Origin of the sequence: Rhizobium sophorae, from assembly GCF_013087515.1 — a bacterium.
Lineage (GTDB): Bacteria > Pseudomonadota > Alphaproteobacteria > Rhizobiales > Rhizobiaceae > Rhizobium > Rhizobium sophorae.
The window spans coordinates 21,801-39,350 of sequence record NZ_JABFCN010000031.1 but is presented as its reverse complement, the minus strand read 5'-3'; the positions used below and the strand labels follow the sequence as shown (position 1 = coordinate 39,350).

The window sequence follows — 17,550 nt, the reverse complement described above, 5'->3', positions numbered from 1 at the left end:
CGGCAAGATGTCCACATTCACATTCGCGACCGTCCCGCAGATCATCGCGGGACCGGGTTGCATCGCGAGGCTTTCGGAGCTGACGAAAGCCCGACTTGGGCCGCGCGTCGTGGTGATTTCGGACGAAGGGGTCGCCAAGGCGGGGCTCGTTCAGCCGGCCCTGGCAAGCCTTGCGGACGGCGGCGCTGAAATGTCGCTTTTTACCGGCGTTGTCGCCGATCCGCCGGAAGCCATCATTCATTCGGCTATGGCGCAGGCGATCGGTTTCGGCGCCACGGGTGTACTTGGCATTGGCGGCGGCTCGTCGCTCGATGTGGCAAAGCTGGTGGCCCTGCTCTGCAAAAGCGGCGAAGCCCTCGATGATATCTATGGAGTAGGCAAAGTAAGCGGACAGCGCCTGCCGCTGGTGCTGGTGCCGACAACGGCGGGCACCGGCTCCGAAGTCACGCCGATTTCCATTGTCACAACCGGCGCATACGAAAAAAAGGGCATCGTATCGCCGGTGCTCTTACCGGACGTAGCTCTTCTCGACGCGGAGCTGACCCTCGGCCTTCCTCCAGCCGTGACGGCTGCAACGGGGATTGACGCCATGGTGCACGCCATCGAGGCCTTTACCTCCGCGAGTACGAACAACAATCCGGTTTCCCGTGCCCTTGCCAAAGAGGCTCTTCGGCTTCTCGGGGCGAATATCGAAGTCGCAGTCATGAACGGAACTGATCTGGCCGCCCGACAGGCGATGCTGCTCGGCGCCATGCTGGCTGGCCAGGCCTTTGCCAATTCGCCGGTCGCTGCCGTCCATGCTCTCGCCTACCCGATCGGTGGCCGCTATCACGTTGCGCACGGCCTTTCCAACAGTCTGGTCCTGCCGCATGTGCTGCGCTTCAACGAAACCGCGTGTGGCGATGCCTATGCCGAGCTGGCGCCTTGTATCTTTCCTCACCTTGAGCCAGCCGGTCAGGCCGAGCGGCTTTCCGGTTTTATCGAAGGGTTGGCAATGCTGCCTGTGCGCCTGAACCTCCCTGTACGCCTAAGGGATGTAGGAATTCCCAAGGAAGAGCTTCCTATGCTAGCGGAAAGTGCGATGGAGCAGACCCGCTTGCTGGTCAACAACCCGCGCACGGTGTCGCTGTCGGATGCCGCGAGGATCTACGAAGCAGCTTGGTAAAAAGTGCCTAGCCGGAAACTGCTTCCTGAGAGATCACGCGGATCGTACGGTGCGGCTCGCATATTCGTTGTGGAGGCGCTGTTGGTTCAGAGCATCCTGTTTAGGCGCGACGCCAAAAGTTCTCGAATATTCTCGGCTGAACTGCGACGCGCTCTCGTACCCGACCTTGTAGGCCGCTTCAGCCACATTGGCAGCTTTCGTGACCATGAGGCGGCGCGCCTCTAGCAGCCGTAATTGCTTCTGGAATTGGAGCGGAGTCATCGAGGTCAGTGCCTTGAAATGCTGGTGAAACGAAGACTGGCTCATCCGCGCAACATCGGCCAACTGATCGACGCGTAAAGTGTCGGCGAAGTTGGTATGCAACAGGGATACGGCCCTTACCACACGTTCGATGTTTGATTCCGGGCAGGCAAGTTTGCAAATCTCGCCGCCATGCGGGCCGCTCAACAGCCAATAGCAAATCTCGCGCACGATCGAAGGCGCCAGGATCGGAATCGCCTTCGGAGTTGCCAGAAGTCGAACCAGGCGGAGAATGCAATCGGCTAGTGGTTGATCCACTTTGGCGATAAAAGCGCAAGGACCGGTCGTGTCCGACTGCACTGGCGGTATATCCAATTGTTCGAGGACCTCCCGCACGGTTGCCACGTCGAAATCGACCATGACGCCGACATATGGCGTTGCAGCACTGGCCTCGACGATCCTTCCGGTCGCCGGGACGCCGACACTGACGACCAAGCACTCCATGCTGCGGTAGTTGAGATGTTCATCGCCAAACTGCAACTCCTTCGCACCTTCCAGCACGACGCACAGCGACGGCCGATAGATGTTGCGCATAGGCATCATCGACTGAAACGAGCGGACGATGTTGAAACCTTCTATGGCCGTCGGGAACAGGCCTTGCCCGCCACCCTGGTCTTCGATGTAGGCCGTGACGGCAGAGAGCAATGGCGTATTCAAACGGGGCTCCGGCTGTTTCAGGGGCCACGGCAATATGTGGCTCCTCGCCGGCATCATCGCCTCTTCTGCAGGAATAGGCAAGTTTCTTGAAGGTTCGGGCATTCTGGTCATTGGACACTCCATCTAGCTTAAGGGTGCAACCAAGCGAGGAGTGACCTCAAGATGACAGAAATTGTCGCCCGGTCAATAGACCCTTCAGAGACACGAGCGCCACCCGTTGCGTCCAGCCGGGAATACGCAAAGGGCCTGCGAATGGCCGCAATATGCATCGTGCTTCTCCTGATCAACGCGTTCTCGCAGATCGATCGGATACTTCCCTTCATCCTGGCGGAAAAAATAAAAGCAGACCTGTCGCTGACCGACACCCAGATGGGCTTACTCACGGGCCTCGCTTTTGCGGTTTGCTACGCCCTTCTCTCATTACCGCTTGCCCGTGCAGCAGATCGGGGATCGCCCAGGTTCGTACTGGTGTCCTGCGTCCTGATCTGGAGCGTCATGACGACACTCGGCGGTTTTGCCGCCAGTTTCATGTTCCTTGCCCTCACACGCTTCGGCGTCGCATTCGGGGAGGCTGGCGCCGTCCCGTCAGGTCATGCTCTCATCGTCCGCAAAATAGGGCTCGAGCGGCGCGGTCTTGCAATCGGTCTGTTCGCAATGGGCATCCCACTAGGCACGATGGTGGGGTTTGCGGCAGGCGGCGCGATTGCAGACCTATTTGGCTGGCGTATCGTTTTGATGGGTGCTGGAGCCATCGGGATCTTGATCGGGTTGTTGACCATTCTTGTTGCCGGTCCCACTCCGCCTCTCCCAACAACAGCCGCTCGCGATGAACCATTTCTGCGAACCAGCCTTGACCTACTGTCGTCCCCGGCGTTCCGCTGGTTGTTCACGGGCACCATTTTCCTGGGCTTCGCAGGAGCGCCTTTTTACGCCTTCTCCATGCCGTTCCTGATCCGCACCTTTGTGGAACGGCTTGTTCATCGCCGCCGGCTACCTGGCTGTGCTGGCCATTCCTGGCATCAATTCGTCCGCGCTCGCCCTGAAAATACTGGTCCTGCTTGTTGTCGCGGAAGTACTCACAGCCTTGGTGTGGCGGCTTCAGCGACGGTATTCGATGCGCCTGAATCCGGGAGCCAGCAAGCGATGACGAACAGGACTGCCGATGCCTTTTTGTTTTTTCGGGCGTGGCTTTCCGCGCCCCTCCGGGTCGCCTCCATTACACCGTCAGGGCGTGCGCCGTCTTCTCTCATGACAGCCGAAATATCTGCGGAGACGGGCACAGTCATTAAACTAGGCCCGGGGACAGGCGTTTTCACACAGGCCTTGCGGCATCAAGGCGTGGCTGTAGAAAATCTCGGGCTGATCGAAACTGGCCCGGACTTCGCGACGCAGCTTAGCCTTCGCTTTCCGAGCGCAAGAACCACCCAGATGGATTGTCTCGGATCAGCGCCTTTGAGGCAAAGCTGGCTTAATTGAGAAGTGAGGCTCTGCGGTGTCTTGCGATCCGCCTTCGCGACGCGCTTTCGTGCCGTCGTCGGGATCGGCCAGATCTCGTACCTGTTGCGGTGGCGCATGGCGCTTGCCAAAGAGGCACTCAAGTCCGGGATGGCAATGATGGAGGAGGTTGCCTTTTTGATTTGCTACAAGTCGGCAAGCGCGTTCAGCACTGCCTTCACACGCGCTGTCGGCTGCTCGCCGCGCCGGTTCCACCCCGTCCGGGAGACACTTAAACAGTTACTTTACTGCTTGACGACGATCAGCGCCTTGATCGGCACGCGATCAGCGGCGGCTCTTCAGGCTGGAGTACGGCGTCTATATCGCCGAGGAGTCGCCTGATCCCAAATGTGGCGACGGGACTGGTTTCCGGCTGATCACCCACGATACGTCAACCGGGCAGTTCCCCGATATCGCTTGGCTTATAGAGAGTTTCCCCAACGCGAGACCTATCCTGCGATCGAACAACCGCAACGTCCAGGGGCGCATGTGCAGGCAAGGCGTCGGGATCGCCGTCCTGCCCCGCGTCGTCGGCGATCAGATTGCCGGTATCCGCAGACTGGAAATGCCGATGCCGCCGCCGGCGCGAGACATCTGGATGGGATATCACCGGGACCTGCGACGCCTTCAGCGTCTTCGTGCGTTTATCTCGACCGTCTCGGACCATCTCATGAACGCGGCCGCGTGATGAGCGGCCCGGCCAAGCAATCGAATGTCGGCCGATACCAGTCGAGCTAGTCTCGAACCCGATCGTATTCTTCCTGGGCGCGCTCAAGCTCCGGACCGTAGCTCATGGAGGTCCGGTTGTCCGAGAATTTACCGTGTCGTGCGGCTCTTCATCGGACTCCGAATACATGGGGCCGGAAATTAGGCGTGGAATTCTTCACCAATTGGTGCTAGTTTTTGCGCCTCAACAAGGGAGCCAGGTCATGAGATCGACTATCAACCTCGACGACACGCTTATGGAAAAGGCCAGGTCATTAACTGGGACCAAGGAAACGGCGGCTCTCGTGCGCCAAGCGTTGGAGACGCTTGTTCGTGTAGAGTCCGGAAAACGCCTTATCGCGCTTGGAGGAACCATGCCCGATGCCGAAGCAGCCCCGCGCCGCCGGAGCGCCCCCGCCAAGTGATACTAGCTGATACCTCGATTTGGATTGATCATTTTCGCCAAGTCGACGCCGAGCTGCGTAAGGTTATTGAGGACGACCGCCTGCTTTGCCACCCGAGCGTAATCGGCGAACTCGCGCTCGGCAGCCTTCGGGGTCGCGACAGTGTATTGGCTTTTCTGGCCGCTCAACGCTCAGCGGTTGTTGCAACGCACGAAGAAGTCATGACAATGATCGATCGCCACAGCATTTTCAGCATGGGTATTGGTTACACAGATGCCCACTTGCTGGCATCAGTACTTCTCGACCGACGCGCGGCCCTATGGACTAGAGACAAGCGCCTGAGGGCAGCGGCCGAAAAGGCGGGCGCTTCGCTATACATATCGGTCAACGGGCCCAACTGAATGCCTAAATATACCGCTCCTGGGGACCGGAACAGTTTCGATCCCACGCCTGAATCATAACGAACCGGTGCCCCGTTGTATCTTTCACGTGGGATGAAGCAACTCGCTGAGTGCACCGCTGCGCATGAAGCATAAAGAGCGGAGTCCGGGTTTGTGTGGGCGGCCGCCATCACCATCTCGCGCTCAACACGGGCAATGAAGATCTGTCGGCCGTCGGGTCTGTGCACCCTTCGGCGGCAGGGGAACCCTATCTGGCGGTCAGCTTGACACTCGGCCCAACCATCGTCGCAGGTCTGATCCGCGACCTGCCGGTCAAGGTGTCCAGTGAACTGTTCGGATCCGGGTTTTCGGTGGCTCCGGTCAACAAGGATCTTCTTGATGCCTGGATCCCTATGTTGCGACTGATGGAACAGCCTGAGGAGATCGCGGTGCTCCCCTGTTTACGAGCGGGAAATCCTGTTACGCGTCCTCCAGGGACCACTCGGGTGGATGTTACGAGACATCGCCTCGCCCGACACGGCGCTCTCGCGTATCAGCATCGCGATCAACTGGATTCGTCAGAATTTTGCCGAGACAATCAGGGTTGAGGCGCTCGCTGAAATGGCAGCGTTGAGCGTATCGGCGTTTCATCGTCACTTCAAGGCGGTCACGGCGCTCAGCCCTCTGCAGTATCAGAAGCGCGTCCGCCTTCTTCATGCACGCTCCCAACTGATCGCAGGTCAAGGCTCCGCGACTTCAATCGCTTATGGCGTGGGATATGAAAGCCCGAACCAGTTCAGTCGGGAGTATGCGCGACTGTTCGGATTGCCCCCGTCAAGGAATCTTGCAAGGGCATTGGACGAGATGAAAGCGGCGTAGCTGCCAAAACGGTTTTCGCACTGGCAGGTTTCAGGTCTTGAACCGATTCAAACCTGAGACACACCAAATCCCACAGCTTCATCCGAGGTGCGCTAAATTGAATCACTTGCCCAATCTTCATGCGCGTGGCGAATTCGTATTACAAAAATTGTCCCATCATCTTCGATCCGATAAAGGGATTCTAACGGGTGGGTCAATCTCATCCCGTTCGCGCGCAGTGCGTGGATTGACAGCTATCAGGTCAATAATGCGAAAAGTTCATCGTGGTATCGCTTTGCCTGGGCTGCCCCGAAGATACGGACACCTTGCTCGGCGATCACAATAATGTCCTCTTCCGCTTCGGTGGAAAGCTTAAAGCTCATGACTTGCTGGCACGAGCCATCGCTTCAGAGAAGAGTTCATCCTTTGATCGGATGCCGACACCACTTTGGAGCCCGGCCTCGACGAAGCTTTGCATGGCGACGATCTTGTCGTTTCGCGTCTGGTCGCGTCGGATCAGGTCGCGCACGTAGTCGTTAGCATTCGAATATCGCCCGCTCCTGGCCTGGGCCTCCACCCAATCCTTCATCGTGGCCATTGATAACCTCCATTTGAAGGCAACATAACCGATTTTGGCAAAGTTTGTCAAAGGCGCGAACGCGTTGATGATGCGGAACAGTTCATCTCGACAGCATCAACTTCAATGACTTAGCGACGCCTTGAGGCATATCCACATTTGTGGAACTGTGCCATGTGCCGGGATGCTACGCGGCTCGGGGGTATTATGTGAGTTGGTTCAGCATTGCCATCATCGCGACCGTAGCGCTGGTCGTCCTATGGGCTCTGGCAGCATCAAGCCATGGCGGGTTTCTGAAACGGGTCCAGAAAGTCGATTCCCACGTCCTCAAGATCGCCTCTGCAGACACTGAACTCGACCGATACGGCACCAGGCTTTGCCACGAGCGGGAGGCGGCAAGCGGTCTCGTCCTGATCACCTCCAACCTGGAAGCGTTCGCAGCCCGGCTTCTTGCGGCCCGCTCCGCCGGGCGCAGCCTCGACCTCATGTATTATATGTGGAATGCGGACCTGACCGGAATGCTGATCATGAGAGAAGTCGTCGCTGCCGCTGACCGTGGCGTACGCGTGAGGATCCTTCTCGACGACCTCGGCGTCTCCATGTCCGACAAGATCTTCTATGCGATAGACTGCCATCCGAATATTGATTTGCGGCTCTTCAATCCCACGAAGGCACGGGAAAATATCCTTCGCCGCGGCCTCGAGATGGCCTTGCGGTTTCGAAGCGTCAACCGTCGCATGCACAACAAGGCATGGATTGCAGACGGCCGGATCGCGATGGTGGGGGGACGCAATATCGGCGATCCGTATTTCGATGCGGGCGAAGACGCCAACTTCCGGGATTTTGATCTCGTGATGGTCGGTCAAGCTGTTGCGAAGACGGAGCGTATGTTCGATGACTTCTGGAACAGTTCGGTTTCCGTGCCCGTGCGCGCGCTCCTGTCTCGCCGAACCAACAAGCTGAAGAAGCTCCGCCGTAATATGGAACGCCTTCACCTCGAGCAGCGTGCCCGGCCTTATCTGGAGTGGGTTCAAAACGGAACGTCACTGAAGGACGCTGTCGCCGAAGACACTTACATATGGGTCGATAAAGTGGACCTTCTGGCCGATCCCCCAGAAAAAGCTGCGGGCAAGCTGCGCAACGGGCAAAACACTTTGATGGAAACGCTGCTGCCCGTCATCACGGGTACGACCGAGTTCATCCATATCACCTCGCCTTACTTCATCCCCGGCGAACGCGGCGTCGAGGCCCTGACAAAGCTCCGCAACAAAGGAGTCGACGTTTCCGTCCTGACAAACTCGCTCGCAGCTACCGACGTCGCCGCAGTTCACGCAGGATATTCGCGCTACCGCCCCGCCCTGCTGAAAGCCGGCATTGCGCTCTACGAGCTGAAATCGATCACCGACATGGGATCCTTCTCCTTGCGCGGTTCCAAGCGGGCCAGCCTTCACACGAAGGCTTTTGCCAGGGATGGCAGATATGGCTTCATCGGATCTCTCAATCTTGATCCCAGGTCTGTATCCTTAAACACCGAGATGGGCGTCCTGTTCGAGTCACCGTATCTGGTCGAGCGAATGGATGCGATATTCGCCGACGAGAGCCAGACGGATCTGAGCTATCCCGTAAGGCTCGACAAGGGAGCCGTGCGCTGGCTTAAAGTCGTCGACGGGAAACACATGCTCCTCCGGAGCGAACCGGATGCCGGTATCGCTCGGCGCGTTACAGCCTGGCTGATCAAGTGGCTGCCTCTCGAGTCGCAGCTGTAATCGCCGCGCACCTTCCGTTAGGAGAGGCCATGCTTAGCTGTCCGAAGATGCCGCTTGCGATCGCCTTCCTTCCTTTGCGGTCCGTTCTTTCCACAAATTTACTCCGCTGCGACCGTCTTCCAGCTGGGGGTCCTTGGAACCCAGATATTCCGGCGTCCGGGTTAGCACGCCCCGGAACTGCGACAAAGGTTCGCCGATACGCAGACCTCTACGATCCACCCGCAGCTCGCCGCGCCCCTCATATCTATGTTGCTGCAATGCCTGCTGACGAGTGGATGGAATATCTAGCATCACATGGCGTCCGCGTTTCTCCCGAGCGAGACGGCGTACGTATCTCCCTTGGCATGTTCAGCACATCCGCTGACGTCGAGCGCTTTATCCAAGTCGTGATGAGCCGTGGCTTCGATTCTCAGTTCGCGGTGATGGTCTGATGAGATCTCGTGGCGCGGAATGTGGAAAAGGTTGGCGACAGGGTCATGAATTGAAACGAAACGCTGGAGATGTCGGGCTGACTTGAAGCCCTTCATGATCCGTTCTCGCCGCCGGGTCGGTTGATGGGAATTCTCCGCCCGGTTGTTCAGCCCTTTGTGTGAGCGATGTTCGACGCCGGGCATGATGTCGCGCTTTGCCGCACCATAGGATCGCAGCTTGTCGGTGATTATGACGCGCGGCGGGTGCCCCTGTCCTTTCATAAGCTTTCGCATAAGGCGTTTGGCGGCCTTGATGTTGCGGCGGCTCTGCACCAGCACGTCGAGAACAAAACCGTCCTGATCGACAGCGCGCCAAAGCCAGTGTTTCTTGCCGGCGATCGTGATGACAACCTCATCGAGGTACCATTTGTCGCCGAGCTTGCAAACGGATCGCCTCCGGATGTCATTGGCGAAATGCCTGCCGAATTTCTCCACCCAGAGACGCACGGTCTGGTGCGAAACGATGATCCCACGCGCCGCCAGAAGATCTTCGACCATGCGCAGGCTGTGCGGAAAACGAAGCTAGAGCCACACGGCATGGGCAATCACTTCAGCTGGAAACCTATGGCGGCGATAAAGGCGATCACGAGGGACTTGGCTCATGCTGAAAGATCGCAAAGATCGCAAAGATCGATCGCCGACAGGTTAACTTTACGGTGCCTCGCGGGTGACCTACACCGTCACCGGCTATTTTCTGCCGCTCCACATCGAGCGCATGCGGGCAGAGAAAAGACTTGTCTCTTACCGTTTCGTAGTTCTGCCATATATTTCAAAATATGAAAGTCCGGCGGACGATTGTGTGGCGTTTGGAGCTTTGGCGGTGGATGCCGTCAATCCTTGCTTTGCTGCTGACGTTGTTCTCGGTTTTGGGCCTGGCGACGGCCGCATCCGAAGCTGAGCGTGTCGCTATAGTCCTGAAGATGAACGGGGCGATTGGCCCGGCGACGGCCGACTATGTAAGACGCGGCCTTCAACGGGCCAATGAACGTGGCGCCAGCCTGGTTGTCCTGCAGATCGACACGCCCGGCGGTCTCGACACGTCGATGCGCGATATCATTCGTGCGATCCTTGCCTCCACGATACCGGTCGCGAGTTTCGTTGCACCCAGCGGAGCGCGAGCCGCCAGCGCCGGCACCTATATTCTTTACGCAAGCCATATCGCGGCAATGGCACCGGGCACCAATCTGGGTGCGGCGACGCCGATCGCAATTGGCGGCCGCCCATCCGATGATGACCGGAACGACAGCCCTGATACGACCGGGAAGCAGCGGCAAGTGCCGCGCGATGCCGGCGAGGCAAAGGCGATCAACGATGCGGTGGCCTATATCCGCGGGCTTGCGGAACTGCGCAATCGTAACGCCGACTGGGCGGAGCGCGCCGTGCGCGAGGCCGCGAGCCTTTCCTCTGCCGCAGCTCTGCGTGAGAAGGTCATAGATTTCGCGGCGGCCGATATAAACGATCTCCTGGCACAGGCGCAGGGCCGGGTCGTGCGGGTCGGTCAAACGGATGCCCGGCTCGAAACATCGGGTCTCATCGTCCAAGAACTTGAACCGGACTGGCGAACCCGCCTGCTTTCGGTGATCACCGATCCGAACATCGCGCTGATCTTGATGATGGTCGGTATCTACGGCCTGATCTTTGAATTTCTGACGCCCGGGACCCTGGTGCCGGGAACGATCGGCGGCATCTGCCTGCTGCTTGGTCTCTATGCTTTGGCCTTGCTGCCGGTGAGTTTTGCAGGCCTCGGGCTGATCATTCTCGGCGTGGGTCTGACGGTGGCCGAGGCGCATTCGCCGTCCTTCGGCGCACTCGGCGTCGGCGGCGGCATCGCACTGGTGCTCGGCGCTACCATCTTGTTCGACACGGACATACCCGGGCTTAAGGTTTCCTGGCCGGCGCTTGGCGCAATCGCCGTCGCCTGCCTCGCTCTTAGCCTTGTCATTGCCCGTCTCGCCTTCATCTCGCGCCGGCACGATGTCGTCACCGGCAGTGAGCAGATGATCGGAATTTCAGGCAAGGTCGACAGCTGGACGGGCATCTCGGGCTACGTCCTCGCCCACGGCGAGCGCTGGAAGGCCGTTTCAACTGAGCCGCTTGCCGCTGGCGACCGCGTGAAAGTGACCGGCCGGGACGGGTTGACGCTCGAAGTGGTCCGCAGTTCGCAGGAGGCCTAACGGCCTGCAGAATGCAGGAGGAAAAGTCATGGGGATGTTTGCAGATCTCGCCTTCTATCTTGTGATCATCTTTATTCTGCTCGTCGTCGTCGCATCTGCGATCAAGATCCTGCGGGAATACGAACGCGGCGTGGTTTTCACGCTTGGCCGTTTCACCGGTGTCAAGGGGCCCGGCTTGATCCTGCTCATCCCCTATGTCCAGCAGATGATGCGGGTCGACTTGCGCACGCGGGTGCTCGACGTACCCGGCCAGGATGTCATTTCGCATGACAATGTTTCGGTCCGCGTCAGCGCGGTGATCTATTTCAGGGTCGTCGATCCCGAGAGGTCGACGATCCAGGTCGAGGACTTCATGATGGCGACGAGCCAGCTCGCCCAGACGACACTGCGCTCGGTGCTCGGCAAGCATGACCTCGACGAGATGCTGGCGGAACGCGACAAGCTCAACATCGACATTCAGGAAATTCTCGACGCCCAGACCGATGCCTGGGGCATCAAGGTCGCCAATGTGGAGATCAAACATGTCGACATCAACGAATCGATGATCCGTGCAATTGCCCGTCAGGCGGAAGCCGAGCGCGAGCGGCGCGCCAAGATCATCAATGCCGAAGGCGAGCAGCAGGCTGCAGCCAAACTGCTTGAAGCAGCCGAAATCCTCGCCAGGCAACCCGAGGCCATGCAACTTCGTTATTTGAGTACATTGAACGTCATCGCCGGCGAAAAAACCTCGACGATCATATTTCCATTTCCGATGGAGTTCGGCAATTTGATGCCGCCCAAACCGGACCGATGACGACGCCTGCGTTATTTTTGCCGATGGAGCAATGGTCCTGCGGTCAAGGTGTCAGCTAAGAAGTGCGTTTGAGATCTTCGTCGGCAACGCCATAACCTGCGAAGCGGTGGGCGATCATCGAGTCGTGCAAAATGCCCGCCTTGAACGATGTGAGAGGCCTACACCTGATAACTTCATCCAGGTAACGAGATCCCGCGCTCAGCGCATCACTTGAACGCAATACTAAGAGCGCTTAAAAACTCGAGCATGATGTCATTGACGGCACGCTGGCGCAAAATCCGGGCTTCTTTGATTTACATGTCTTCTGCAGCACCTTCAATTTTGAATTGCGCCACGGCAACGTTGCCTTCGCGCAGGTAGCCTTCGTCTGGCTCCGGATCACAAAATCGGGTGAGCAATAGCGTCAGGGCACGTTCGATGACCTCCCGATCCTTGCCTTTCAGAGCCTCTTGGAATTTGGCGATTGCACCGGCGAGCCCGCCTTCTCCGTGTTCGAGGCAGTAGACGAGATCGTGCGCATCTTTGCGCTCACGCCGGTGATCAAAGGCAAACGCCTTGAGGCATGTGAATGCCACGATATCGGCGTAGGGGATGGATTCTGTCGAGCGGCCTTTTTAACCCAACAGATCAGCGGTCACTTCCATCCGATCATGGGGCCCGAACACGAGCAACGCGTGAGGCATATTCACCGCAGAAACATTTCCTTCCGTCAGCAGTTCCTGCAATGCGCCACCCCGGAGCTTCGGATCCTCTGCCAAGAACTCCAGAATGACGAGAATACCGTGCTCGGTCATGGTCTGCCAACACCAGACCTTATTGCCCTTGTCATTTTGCGCACGCTCGAAACCTATTTTTTTTGAGGTTCTGCTCGAGCGTCCGGTATGCCTCTGTGTCGGCGAGGATCGACAGATCGACGACGACATCGATATCGCCGGTTCCTGCATGAGGCGGGACGTCAGGCGGCCGCTTGGTGACGATGTAGCGCGGTGCCAGCCCACCGACCAGAAAGACGGAATCACGCCAGGGGCCGAGGCCGCTGAAGAGCGTAACCAGGACGCGCTCGCAGTCGCGAGTAACATCGGCACTGTCGCGATGGAGCTGCGGCTAAGATTGGATGCTCCGGAAGCTGGAATGACGTACGGGCGACAGTTCAATGTCACAGCCAGGAATAAATTCGGCTTGGCGATGTCTACCGAGGTGCTGACACGAACAGCGATCCCTCCAAAAGGACAACACAATGCGCATAGCATTCCAGCCGCTCTTTCGATCGCGATTTGCGGTTTTTCAAGCGCCGCCTTCGCACACGCATATCTCAGTTCCTCTGAGACCGCGTAAAAAATCTCTCCCTTCGGGAATAGGCATCAAGCTCGGGTGTCTACCTCGATGTAACAAGAAGGAAGAAGTCGATGAACATCTGGTTCCCCCGAAAATCGACGGCCCTTGCAGCCGCCATCCTGGTTGCAGCCGAGGCATACACAGCATTTGCCCATGATCCGGCACAGCACGATCACGCGACCTTACAGGCCGCCGACGCCGGCTCGGAGGCTGCCTATCTCGCCGAGAATGATGCGGCGATGGACAAGATGATGGCGGACATGGAGGTCAAGCCGACCGGCGATGTCGATCGTGACTTCGTGGCGATGATGACGCCCCATCACCAAGGCGCCATCGACATGGCGCTGGCCGTCCTGAAATACGGCAAGAACGAACAGCTCAAGCGCATTGCGCAGGAAATCATCGTGGATCAGCAACAGGAGATCGCAGCCATGAAGCTTGCGATCGGCGATCCGCTTCCCCCATCCGACGCCGCCCCCACCCAGGTCGCACCGGAGAATACCCCCGCCGAATCCATGCAAAGCATGGATCCAAAAATGAAGATGTAACCCAAAGGTCTTCCCCATGAACATTCGGACATCTTTTGCCGCCAGCTTGCTGGCGGGCAGCATGCTATTGCCTTTTTCTGCCTTCGCAGGCCAGGCGCCGTTCGCGGCATCCGATCCTGACATACCGGTCAGCCGCAAGGACCGCGTCTACGCCGCGGAGCAGTTCTCCAATACTGTGTCGGTCAGCGACCCGGCCACCAACAAGCTTCTCGGCGTCATCAAGCTTGGCGATCCTCAGCCTGGCAACCTCAGCCCCCTCTACAAGGGCCAGGTCCTGGTGCATGGCATGGGTTTCTCGCCGGACAAGAAGACGATCGCCGTCGTTTCGATCGGCTCCAATTCGGTGACCTTCATTGATACCGTCACCAATGCCGTCAAGCATACGACCTATGTCGGCCGTTCGCCACATGAGGCCTTCTTTACGCCTGACGGCAAGGAGGTCTGGGTTACCGTTCGCGGCGAGGACTATATCTCGGTCATCGACGCGAGCACCTACGAAGAGAAGGCGCAAATCAAAGTGCCCGCGGGCCCAGGCATGCAGATTTTCTCGCCGGACGGAAAATACGGCTACATCTGCTCGTCGTTTAATCCGGAGACGGTCGTCGTCAATGTCGCCAATCACCAGATTGTCGGCCATGTGAAACAGGCGAGCCCGTTCTGCCCGAACATCGCCGCATCCCCGGATGGCAAGCAGGTCTGGTTCACGCTGAAGGATGTCGGCAAGACGCAGGTCTTCAACGCCCAGGCGCCTTTCGATCTGATTAAGACGATAGATACCGGCCCGATCACCAACCACGTTAATCTTGTAACGAACAAGAATGGCAGCTTCGCCTATGTAACGGTCGGTGGTCTGAACGAAGTGAAAGTCTTCCGGACTGACAATTTCGAGCAGGTCACAACGATCCCGGTCGGCAATCTGCCGCACGGCATCTGGCCATCGGGTGACGGTACACGCGTTTATGTCGGCCTCGAAAATGCCGATGCCATGGCCGCGATCGATACGCTGACCAACAAGGTGATCGCCACGATCCCGATCGGCCAGGCTGCCCAGGCGGTCACCTACGTGCCGAACGCGGTTCCGGAAGGCGATGGCTTACAGAACCTGCAGCCGCTCGGCACGGCAGGTGTCGCCGCTCACCTGACGCTCGAAATGAAGGGCGACAAGGAAAGGAAGGCTCCGACCAGCGTTTCTCTGTTCGATCAGGGTCTGACCCAGGTGTTGCAGGCATCCGTTACAGGACTGGAGCCGAAGAAGATGTACGTTCTGGCACTCTCGGATAAGGCAGATGGCAGCGGACCGCTGCAGGGCCTTTCCAGTTTCATGACTAACCCGGCCGGCTCGGCAATCGTCAACGCGGTCGGTCCGATCCGCCAGATTGTAGAATCCAAGCACAAGGACGAGCGCCGCTATATCGTTGTTGCATCCTCGGTCGACGGCAACCCAGGCGATGTCTTGCAAGTGCAAGCCGATTGATGGGATAGGATGGCGCCGCACGACCGCGGGCCATCCAGCCTGAAGGATTGAAGACATGGATGATCTGTTATCGCAGGTGGAACCAATGATCCCGGCATTGAGACGCTATGCACGTGGCTTGCTCAGAGATCGGGAAACTGCCGACGACATCGTACAAGATTGCCTCGAGCGGATCGTCATGAACTGGTCGCGTCGACGGGATGCCGACGCGCGCTCGTGGGTGTTTGCGATCCTCCATAATCTCGCGGTGAATCGAATACGCCAGGAAGCCAGACGCGCCGGTACCGTCGCGATCGAGGACATGCCGGAGGCGACAGGGGCGGTAACCGCCGGCCAGGAACAAACCTTGTTCGGCCAAGACGTTCTGGCGGCAATCGAGCGCCTTGCCCCGGATTACCGAAGCATCTTGCTTCTGGTCTCCGTGGAGGACTTAAGCTACGCCGAAGCCGCGACGGTCCTAGACGTTCCGATCGGCACGGTCATGTCGCGCCTGTCGCGGGCACGCGAGCAATTGAGACTTATCCTCGAAACCAAACCGGAAGGCGCCGCAGGCGCCGGCCCGTATATCCGGAGGGTTAAATGAACAAAAGACCGATCACCGAAGACGACCTCCACGCATTTGTCGACAAGGCCCTCGATGCCGAACGATATCGCGATGTGGCGGCGTTCCTTGATACGAATGAGGAGGCGGCAAAGCGTGTGGCGTCCTATCAGATGCAGGCAGCGGGACTGAGGTCTGCTCTGGAACCGACCGCGACCGAACCTGTCCCAAGCCGGCTGAACCTCGCGAATATCATTGAAATGCAGAGACCGGCCGGCAGACCGCGCGTGGCACAATCGGCCGCGGCGGCAATCGTCCTGTTGGCTATCGGCGCTTCGGGGGGATGGCTGGTAAAAGGATACAGCATGCCGCCGACTGAGGGCGTCTCGGCATTGGCTCAGGAGGCGTCGGCGAGCTACAGTGCCTTTGCTGGCGACCGGCTGAGACCGGTCGAAGTGCGCGCGGATGGCACCGACGATCTGAAACTCCTTGCCTCGGAAACGCTCGGCGGCTCGGTCGCCATTCCAGACCTTACCAAAGCAGGTTACCGGCTCATGGGTGGACGCGTTATCCCGACGTTCCATGGATCGGGGTTCATGCTCATGTACGACAACGACAGAGGGAGTCGTCTTGTCATGCTGACCCGCCGCATGAAGGTCGATCAGGACAAGCAAATGGTCGCCAGCGAACAGCGGGACATTCGTGGTTGGAGCTGGGCAAGCAGGGGGTTGGGTTATAGCCTCGTCGGCGCAATTGGTTCTCAGGAACTTCATCCAATTGCTGATGAAATGCGCTCGCAGATTTAAAGGGCTTACCGTCACAAAGGAATTCGGCGCCTTGAAAGGTATCGAACCGGCGACGTGTGTGATGGTAAATGGACCTCGAGGCATAAAGTCCATTTATGGAATATATTCAGTTTGGGGCAGCCAAATCATCGGGTGGCGGGTTCTGTAGGGATTTCGCCATCACAATCGGAAGCCTCTGCTCGATATCCATTTCTGCCACTTCGCTTGAGCAAGCGCCTCTTCAGCAGCCGCCACACCACGACGTCCGGCCAATCCACTTGACGCTGCAGAGGTCTTGTTCAAGCCGGCAAAGAAGGTAGTCGCGGCTCGCGAGCGCTGCCGAGGCGTCAAGGAGCCAGTGTCCCGAAGCTCTAAAGCGAGTTGCTTGCCTATTTTCAGGCAGAAGGTCCAGGCTGGCAGGAGCGCATCAACGACGCAATTAGCTATCGCACCATCGAAAGAGTTTTCCAAACAATGAGCTAGTCACGACAGGGTAAAGCCAAGGATATGCTGTCGGGCTCAGACAGCACCGAAGCGACGCAACATCATTCGAAGCCGCAGATTCTGTTGGCTAAGGCGATCGGCCAAAAGCGCCTTCAATCGGCGATTTTCGGCTTCGAGGGCGGGCAATTCATCAATTGAAGCTTCGCCGGGAGCAGCCAAGTGGGAAGTTAGTGAGATACCGACCTTATCGCCGCCTTTGGGCGTGGTTGGCGACTGACGGCCTGTCATCCCCGATCGATGGGGTTTTCTTGTCGCAACGGCGGCTTTTGCCTGGACTTCGCCGGCGGCCAGTTCTTGAGGCTCTGAGCGCTCTTCCTCAGTAGCCACGGCGATCGCAGCGATGGCATCAGAAGTCTCAGCCACCGGCGCGAGGAGCGGCCCTCCAACGGGCACATTTTCCATGGCAGGCGCGACGAAAATGTCTTCGATCGCCGGTTCAGCCTTCTGCGCGTCCTCGAAAAGCTGCGGCGCCACGCTGGCTGCCTGACGGGCAAATGCCTTCAGATCTGTGCTGCCCCAGATGGATCCCTGCCGGACGGCCGATCGACGGCCCTTCGACTTGATCTCGACAACGAAATTTCTCTGCGGGGTTTTCATGTCATTCCAATCATAACAGCCTG

Annotated in this window: 20 protein-coding genes and 4 pseudogenes; 17 read left to right on the top strand and 7 right to left on the bottom strand. The window is 58.3% G+C overall.

Going from position 1 to position 17,550, the window contains the following annotated elements; all coding sequences use genetic code 11:
• The first annotated feature begins 7 nt into the window (after positions 1-7).
• A complete protein-coding gene (locus G9X64_RS19215; protein ID WP_168311964.1) occupies positions 8-1,165 on the top strand; it encodes an iron-containing alcohol dehydrogenase in 1,158 nt (385 codons plus the stop codon).
• Positions 1,166-1,198: 33 nt separating this feature from the next.
• Here the strand turns inward: G9X64_RS19215 and G9X64_RS19210 are convergent, their stop codons facing one another.
• Positions 1,199-2,122: an AraC family transcriptional regulator gene (locus G9X64_RS19210; protein WP_171377238.1), complete on the bottom strand. Its 924-nt coding sequence runs from the start codon at positions 2,120-2,122 to the stop codon at positions 1,199-1,201.
• 162 nt (positions 2,123-2,284) lie between these two features.
• On the opposite strand from G9X64_RS19210, the gene G9X64_RS36650 reads away from it, so the two are divergent.
• The 7 genes and pseudogenes from G9X64_RS36650 (at position 2,285) to G9X64_RS36640 (ending at position 5,984) form a co-directional block, all read left to right on the top strand.
• On the top strand, positions 2,285-3,598 hold the full coding sequence (locus tag G9X64_RS36650) for an MFS transporter (protein WP_376766403.1): 1,314 nt from the start codon (positions 2,285-2,287) through the stop codon (positions 3,596-3,598).
• A gap of 3 nt (positions 3,599-3,601) precedes the next feature.
• Positions 3,602-3,958: a helix-turn-helix domain-containing protein gene (locus G9X64_RS19200; RefSeq protein ID WP_312864078.1), complete on the top strand. Its 357-nt coding sequence runs from the start codon at positions 3,602-3,604 to the stop codon at positions 3,956-3,958.
• A pseudogene (locus G9X64_RS19195) lies at positions 3,903-4,304 on the top strand (LysR substrate-binding domain-containing protein); the annotation flags it as partial. The gene G9X64_RS19200 and the pseudogene G9X64_RS19195, both read left to right, overlap by 56 nt.
• A gap of 241 nt (positions 4,305-4,545) precedes the next feature.
• Entirely contained in the window at positions 4,546-4,746 is a 201-nt protein-coding gene (locus G9X64_RS19190; RefSeq protein ID WP_168316423.1) for a type II toxin-antitoxin system VapB family antitoxin, read from the top strand.
• Positions 4,743-5,126 (top strand): type II toxin-antitoxin system VapC family toxin, encoded by a 384-nt coding sequence (locus G9X64_RS19185; protein ID WP_168316424.1) that lies wholly within the window; start codon positions 4,743-4,745, stop codon positions 5,124-5,126. Before G9X64_RS19190 ends, G9X64_RS19185 begins: the two co-directional genes overlap by 4 nt.
• A 155-nt stretch (positions 5,127-5,281) precedes the next feature.
• Positions 5,282-5,713: an AraC family transcriptional regulator N-terminal domain-containing protein gene (locus G9X64_RS36645; RefSeq protein ID WP_312864077.1), complete on the top strand. Its 432-nt coding sequence runs from the start codon at positions 5,282-5,284 to the stop codon at positions 5,711-5,713.
• Entirely contained in the window at positions 5,616-5,984 is a 369-nt protein-coding gene (locus G9X64_RS36640; protein ID WP_246270987.1) for a helix-turn-helix domain-containing protein, read from the top strand. The genes G9X64_RS36645 and G9X64_RS36640 overlap by 98 nt, the downstream gene beginning before the upstream one ends.
• A gap of 92 nt (positions 5,985-6,076) precedes the next feature.
• Here the strand turns inward: G9X64_RS36640 and G9X64_RS36635 are convergent.
• Together G9X64_RS36635 and G9X64_RS19175 are read right to left on the bottom strand one after the other, a co-directional pair.
• A pseudogene (locus G9X64_RS36635) lies at positions 6,077-6,346 on the bottom strand (type II toxin-antitoxin system RelE/ParE family toxin).
• Complete coding sequence (locus G9X64_RS19175) at positions 6,343-6,561, bottom strand: type II toxin-antitoxin system ParD family antitoxin (protein WP_246270986.1); 219 nt, start codon at positions 6,559-6,561, stop codon at positions 6,343-6,345. The pseudogene G9X64_RS36635 and the gene G9X64_RS19175 overlap by 4 nt, the downstream one beginning before the upstream one ends.
• Positions 6,562-6,749: 188 nt before the next feature.
• Between G9X64_RS19175 and G9X64_RS19170 the strand changes: the two genes are divergently transcribed.
• The gene (locus G9X64_RS19170) at positions 6,750-8,306 is read left to right on the top strand and encodes a phospholipase D family protein (RefSeq protein WP_171377206.1); all 1,557 of its coding nucleotides are present in this window, start codon (positions 6,750-6,752) and stop codon (positions 8,304-8,306) included.
• Between the two features lie 290 nt (positions 8,307-8,596).
• Here G9X64_RS19170 and G9X64_RS19165 read toward each other — a convergent pair.
• Positions 8,597-9,379 (bottom strand): annotated as a pseudogene (locus tag G9X64_RS19165) (IS6 family transposase).
• Between the two features lie 221 nt (positions 9,380-9,600).
• Here G9X64_RS19165 and G9X64_RS19160 point away from each other — a divergent pair.
• Entirely contained in the window at positions 9,601-10,950 is a 1,350-nt protein-coding gene (locus G9X64_RS19160; RefSeq protein ID WP_171377205.1) for an NfeD family protein, read from the top strand.
• Between the two features lie 28 nt (positions 10,951-10,978).
• A complete protein-coding gene (locus G9X64_RS19155) occupies positions 10,979-11,743 on the top strand; it encodes a slipin family protein (RefSeq protein WP_003550345.1) in 765 nt (254 codons plus the stop codon).
• A gap of 293 nt (positions 11,744-12,036) precedes the next feature.
• Here the strand turns inward: G9X64_RS19155 and G9X64_RS36630 are convergent, their stop codons facing one another.
• Both G9X64_RS36630 and G9X64_RS36625 read right to left on the bottom strand, forming a co-directional pair.
• Positions 12,037-12,318: a hypothetical protein gene (locus tag G9X64_RS36630; RefSeq protein ID WP_246270985.1), complete on the bottom strand. Its 282-nt coding sequence runs from the start codon at positions 12,316-12,318 to the stop codon at positions 12,037-12,039.
• Positions 12,319-12,357: 39 nt separating this feature from the next.
• Positions 12,358-12,537: a hypothetical protein gene (locus tag G9X64_RS36625; protein ID WP_246270984.1), complete on the bottom strand. Its 180-nt coding sequence runs from the start codon at positions 12,535-12,537 to the stop codon at positions 12,358-12,360.
• Between G9X64_RS36625 and G9X64_RS36620 the strand changes: the two genes are divergently transcribed.
• The 6 genes and pseudogenes from G9X64_RS36620 (at position 12,536) to G9X64_RS36615 (ending at position 16,909) form a co-directional block, all read left to right on the top strand.
• Positions 12,536-13,078 carry a hypothetical protein gene (locus G9X64_RS36620; RefSeq protein ID WP_246270983.1) on the top strand — a complete coding sequence of 181 codons (543 nt, stop codon included), beginning with the start codon at positions 12,536-12,538 and terminating at the stop codon, positions 13,076-13,078. The genes G9X64_RS36625 and G9X64_RS36620 overlap by 2 nt on opposite strands.
• Before the next feature lie 71 nt (positions 13,079-13,149).
• Complete coding sequence (locus tag G9X64_RS19145; RefSeq protein WP_171377204.1) at positions 13,150-13,626, top strand: DUF305 domain-containing protein; 477 nt, start codon at positions 13,150-13,152, stop codon at positions 13,624-13,626.
• Positions 13,627-13,642: 16 nt separating this feature from the next.
• The gene (locus G9X64_RS19140) at positions 13,643-15,100 is read left to right on the top strand and encodes a YncE family protein (RefSeq protein ID WP_171377203.1); all 1,458 of its coding nucleotides are present in this window, start codon (positions 13,643-13,645) and stop codon (positions 15,098-15,100) included.
• Positions 15,101-15,155: 55 nt separating this feature from the next.
• Positions 15,156-15,683, top strand: coding sequence for an RNA polymerase sigma factor (locus G9X64_RS19135; protein ID WP_171377202.1), 528 nt, complete (start codon positions 15,156-15,158; stop codon positions 15,681-15,683).
• Positions 15,680-16,447 (top strand): anti-sigma factor family protein, encoded by a 768-nt coding sequence (locus G9X64_RS19130; protein ID WP_171377201.1) that lies wholly within the window; start codon positions 15,680-15,682, stop codon positions 16,445-16,447. The genes G9X64_RS19135 and G9X64_RS19130 overlap by 4 nt, the downstream gene beginning before the upstream one ends.
• A gap of 274 nt (positions 16,448-16,721) precedes the next feature.
• A pseudogene (locus tag G9X64_RS36615) lies at positions 16,722-16,909 on the top strand (BrnA antitoxin family protein).
• A gap of 36 nt (positions 16,910-16,945) precedes the next feature.
• On the opposite strand, the gene G9X64_RS19125 reads toward G9X64_RS36615, so the two are convergent.
• Positions 16,946-17,527 carry a hypothetical protein gene (locus tag G9X64_RS19125; protein WP_171377200.1) on the bottom strand — a complete coding sequence of 194 codons (582 nt, stop codon included), beginning with the start codon at positions 17,525-17,527 and terminating at the stop codon, positions 16,946-16,948.
• Positions 17,528-17,550 lie beyond the last annotated feature (23 nt).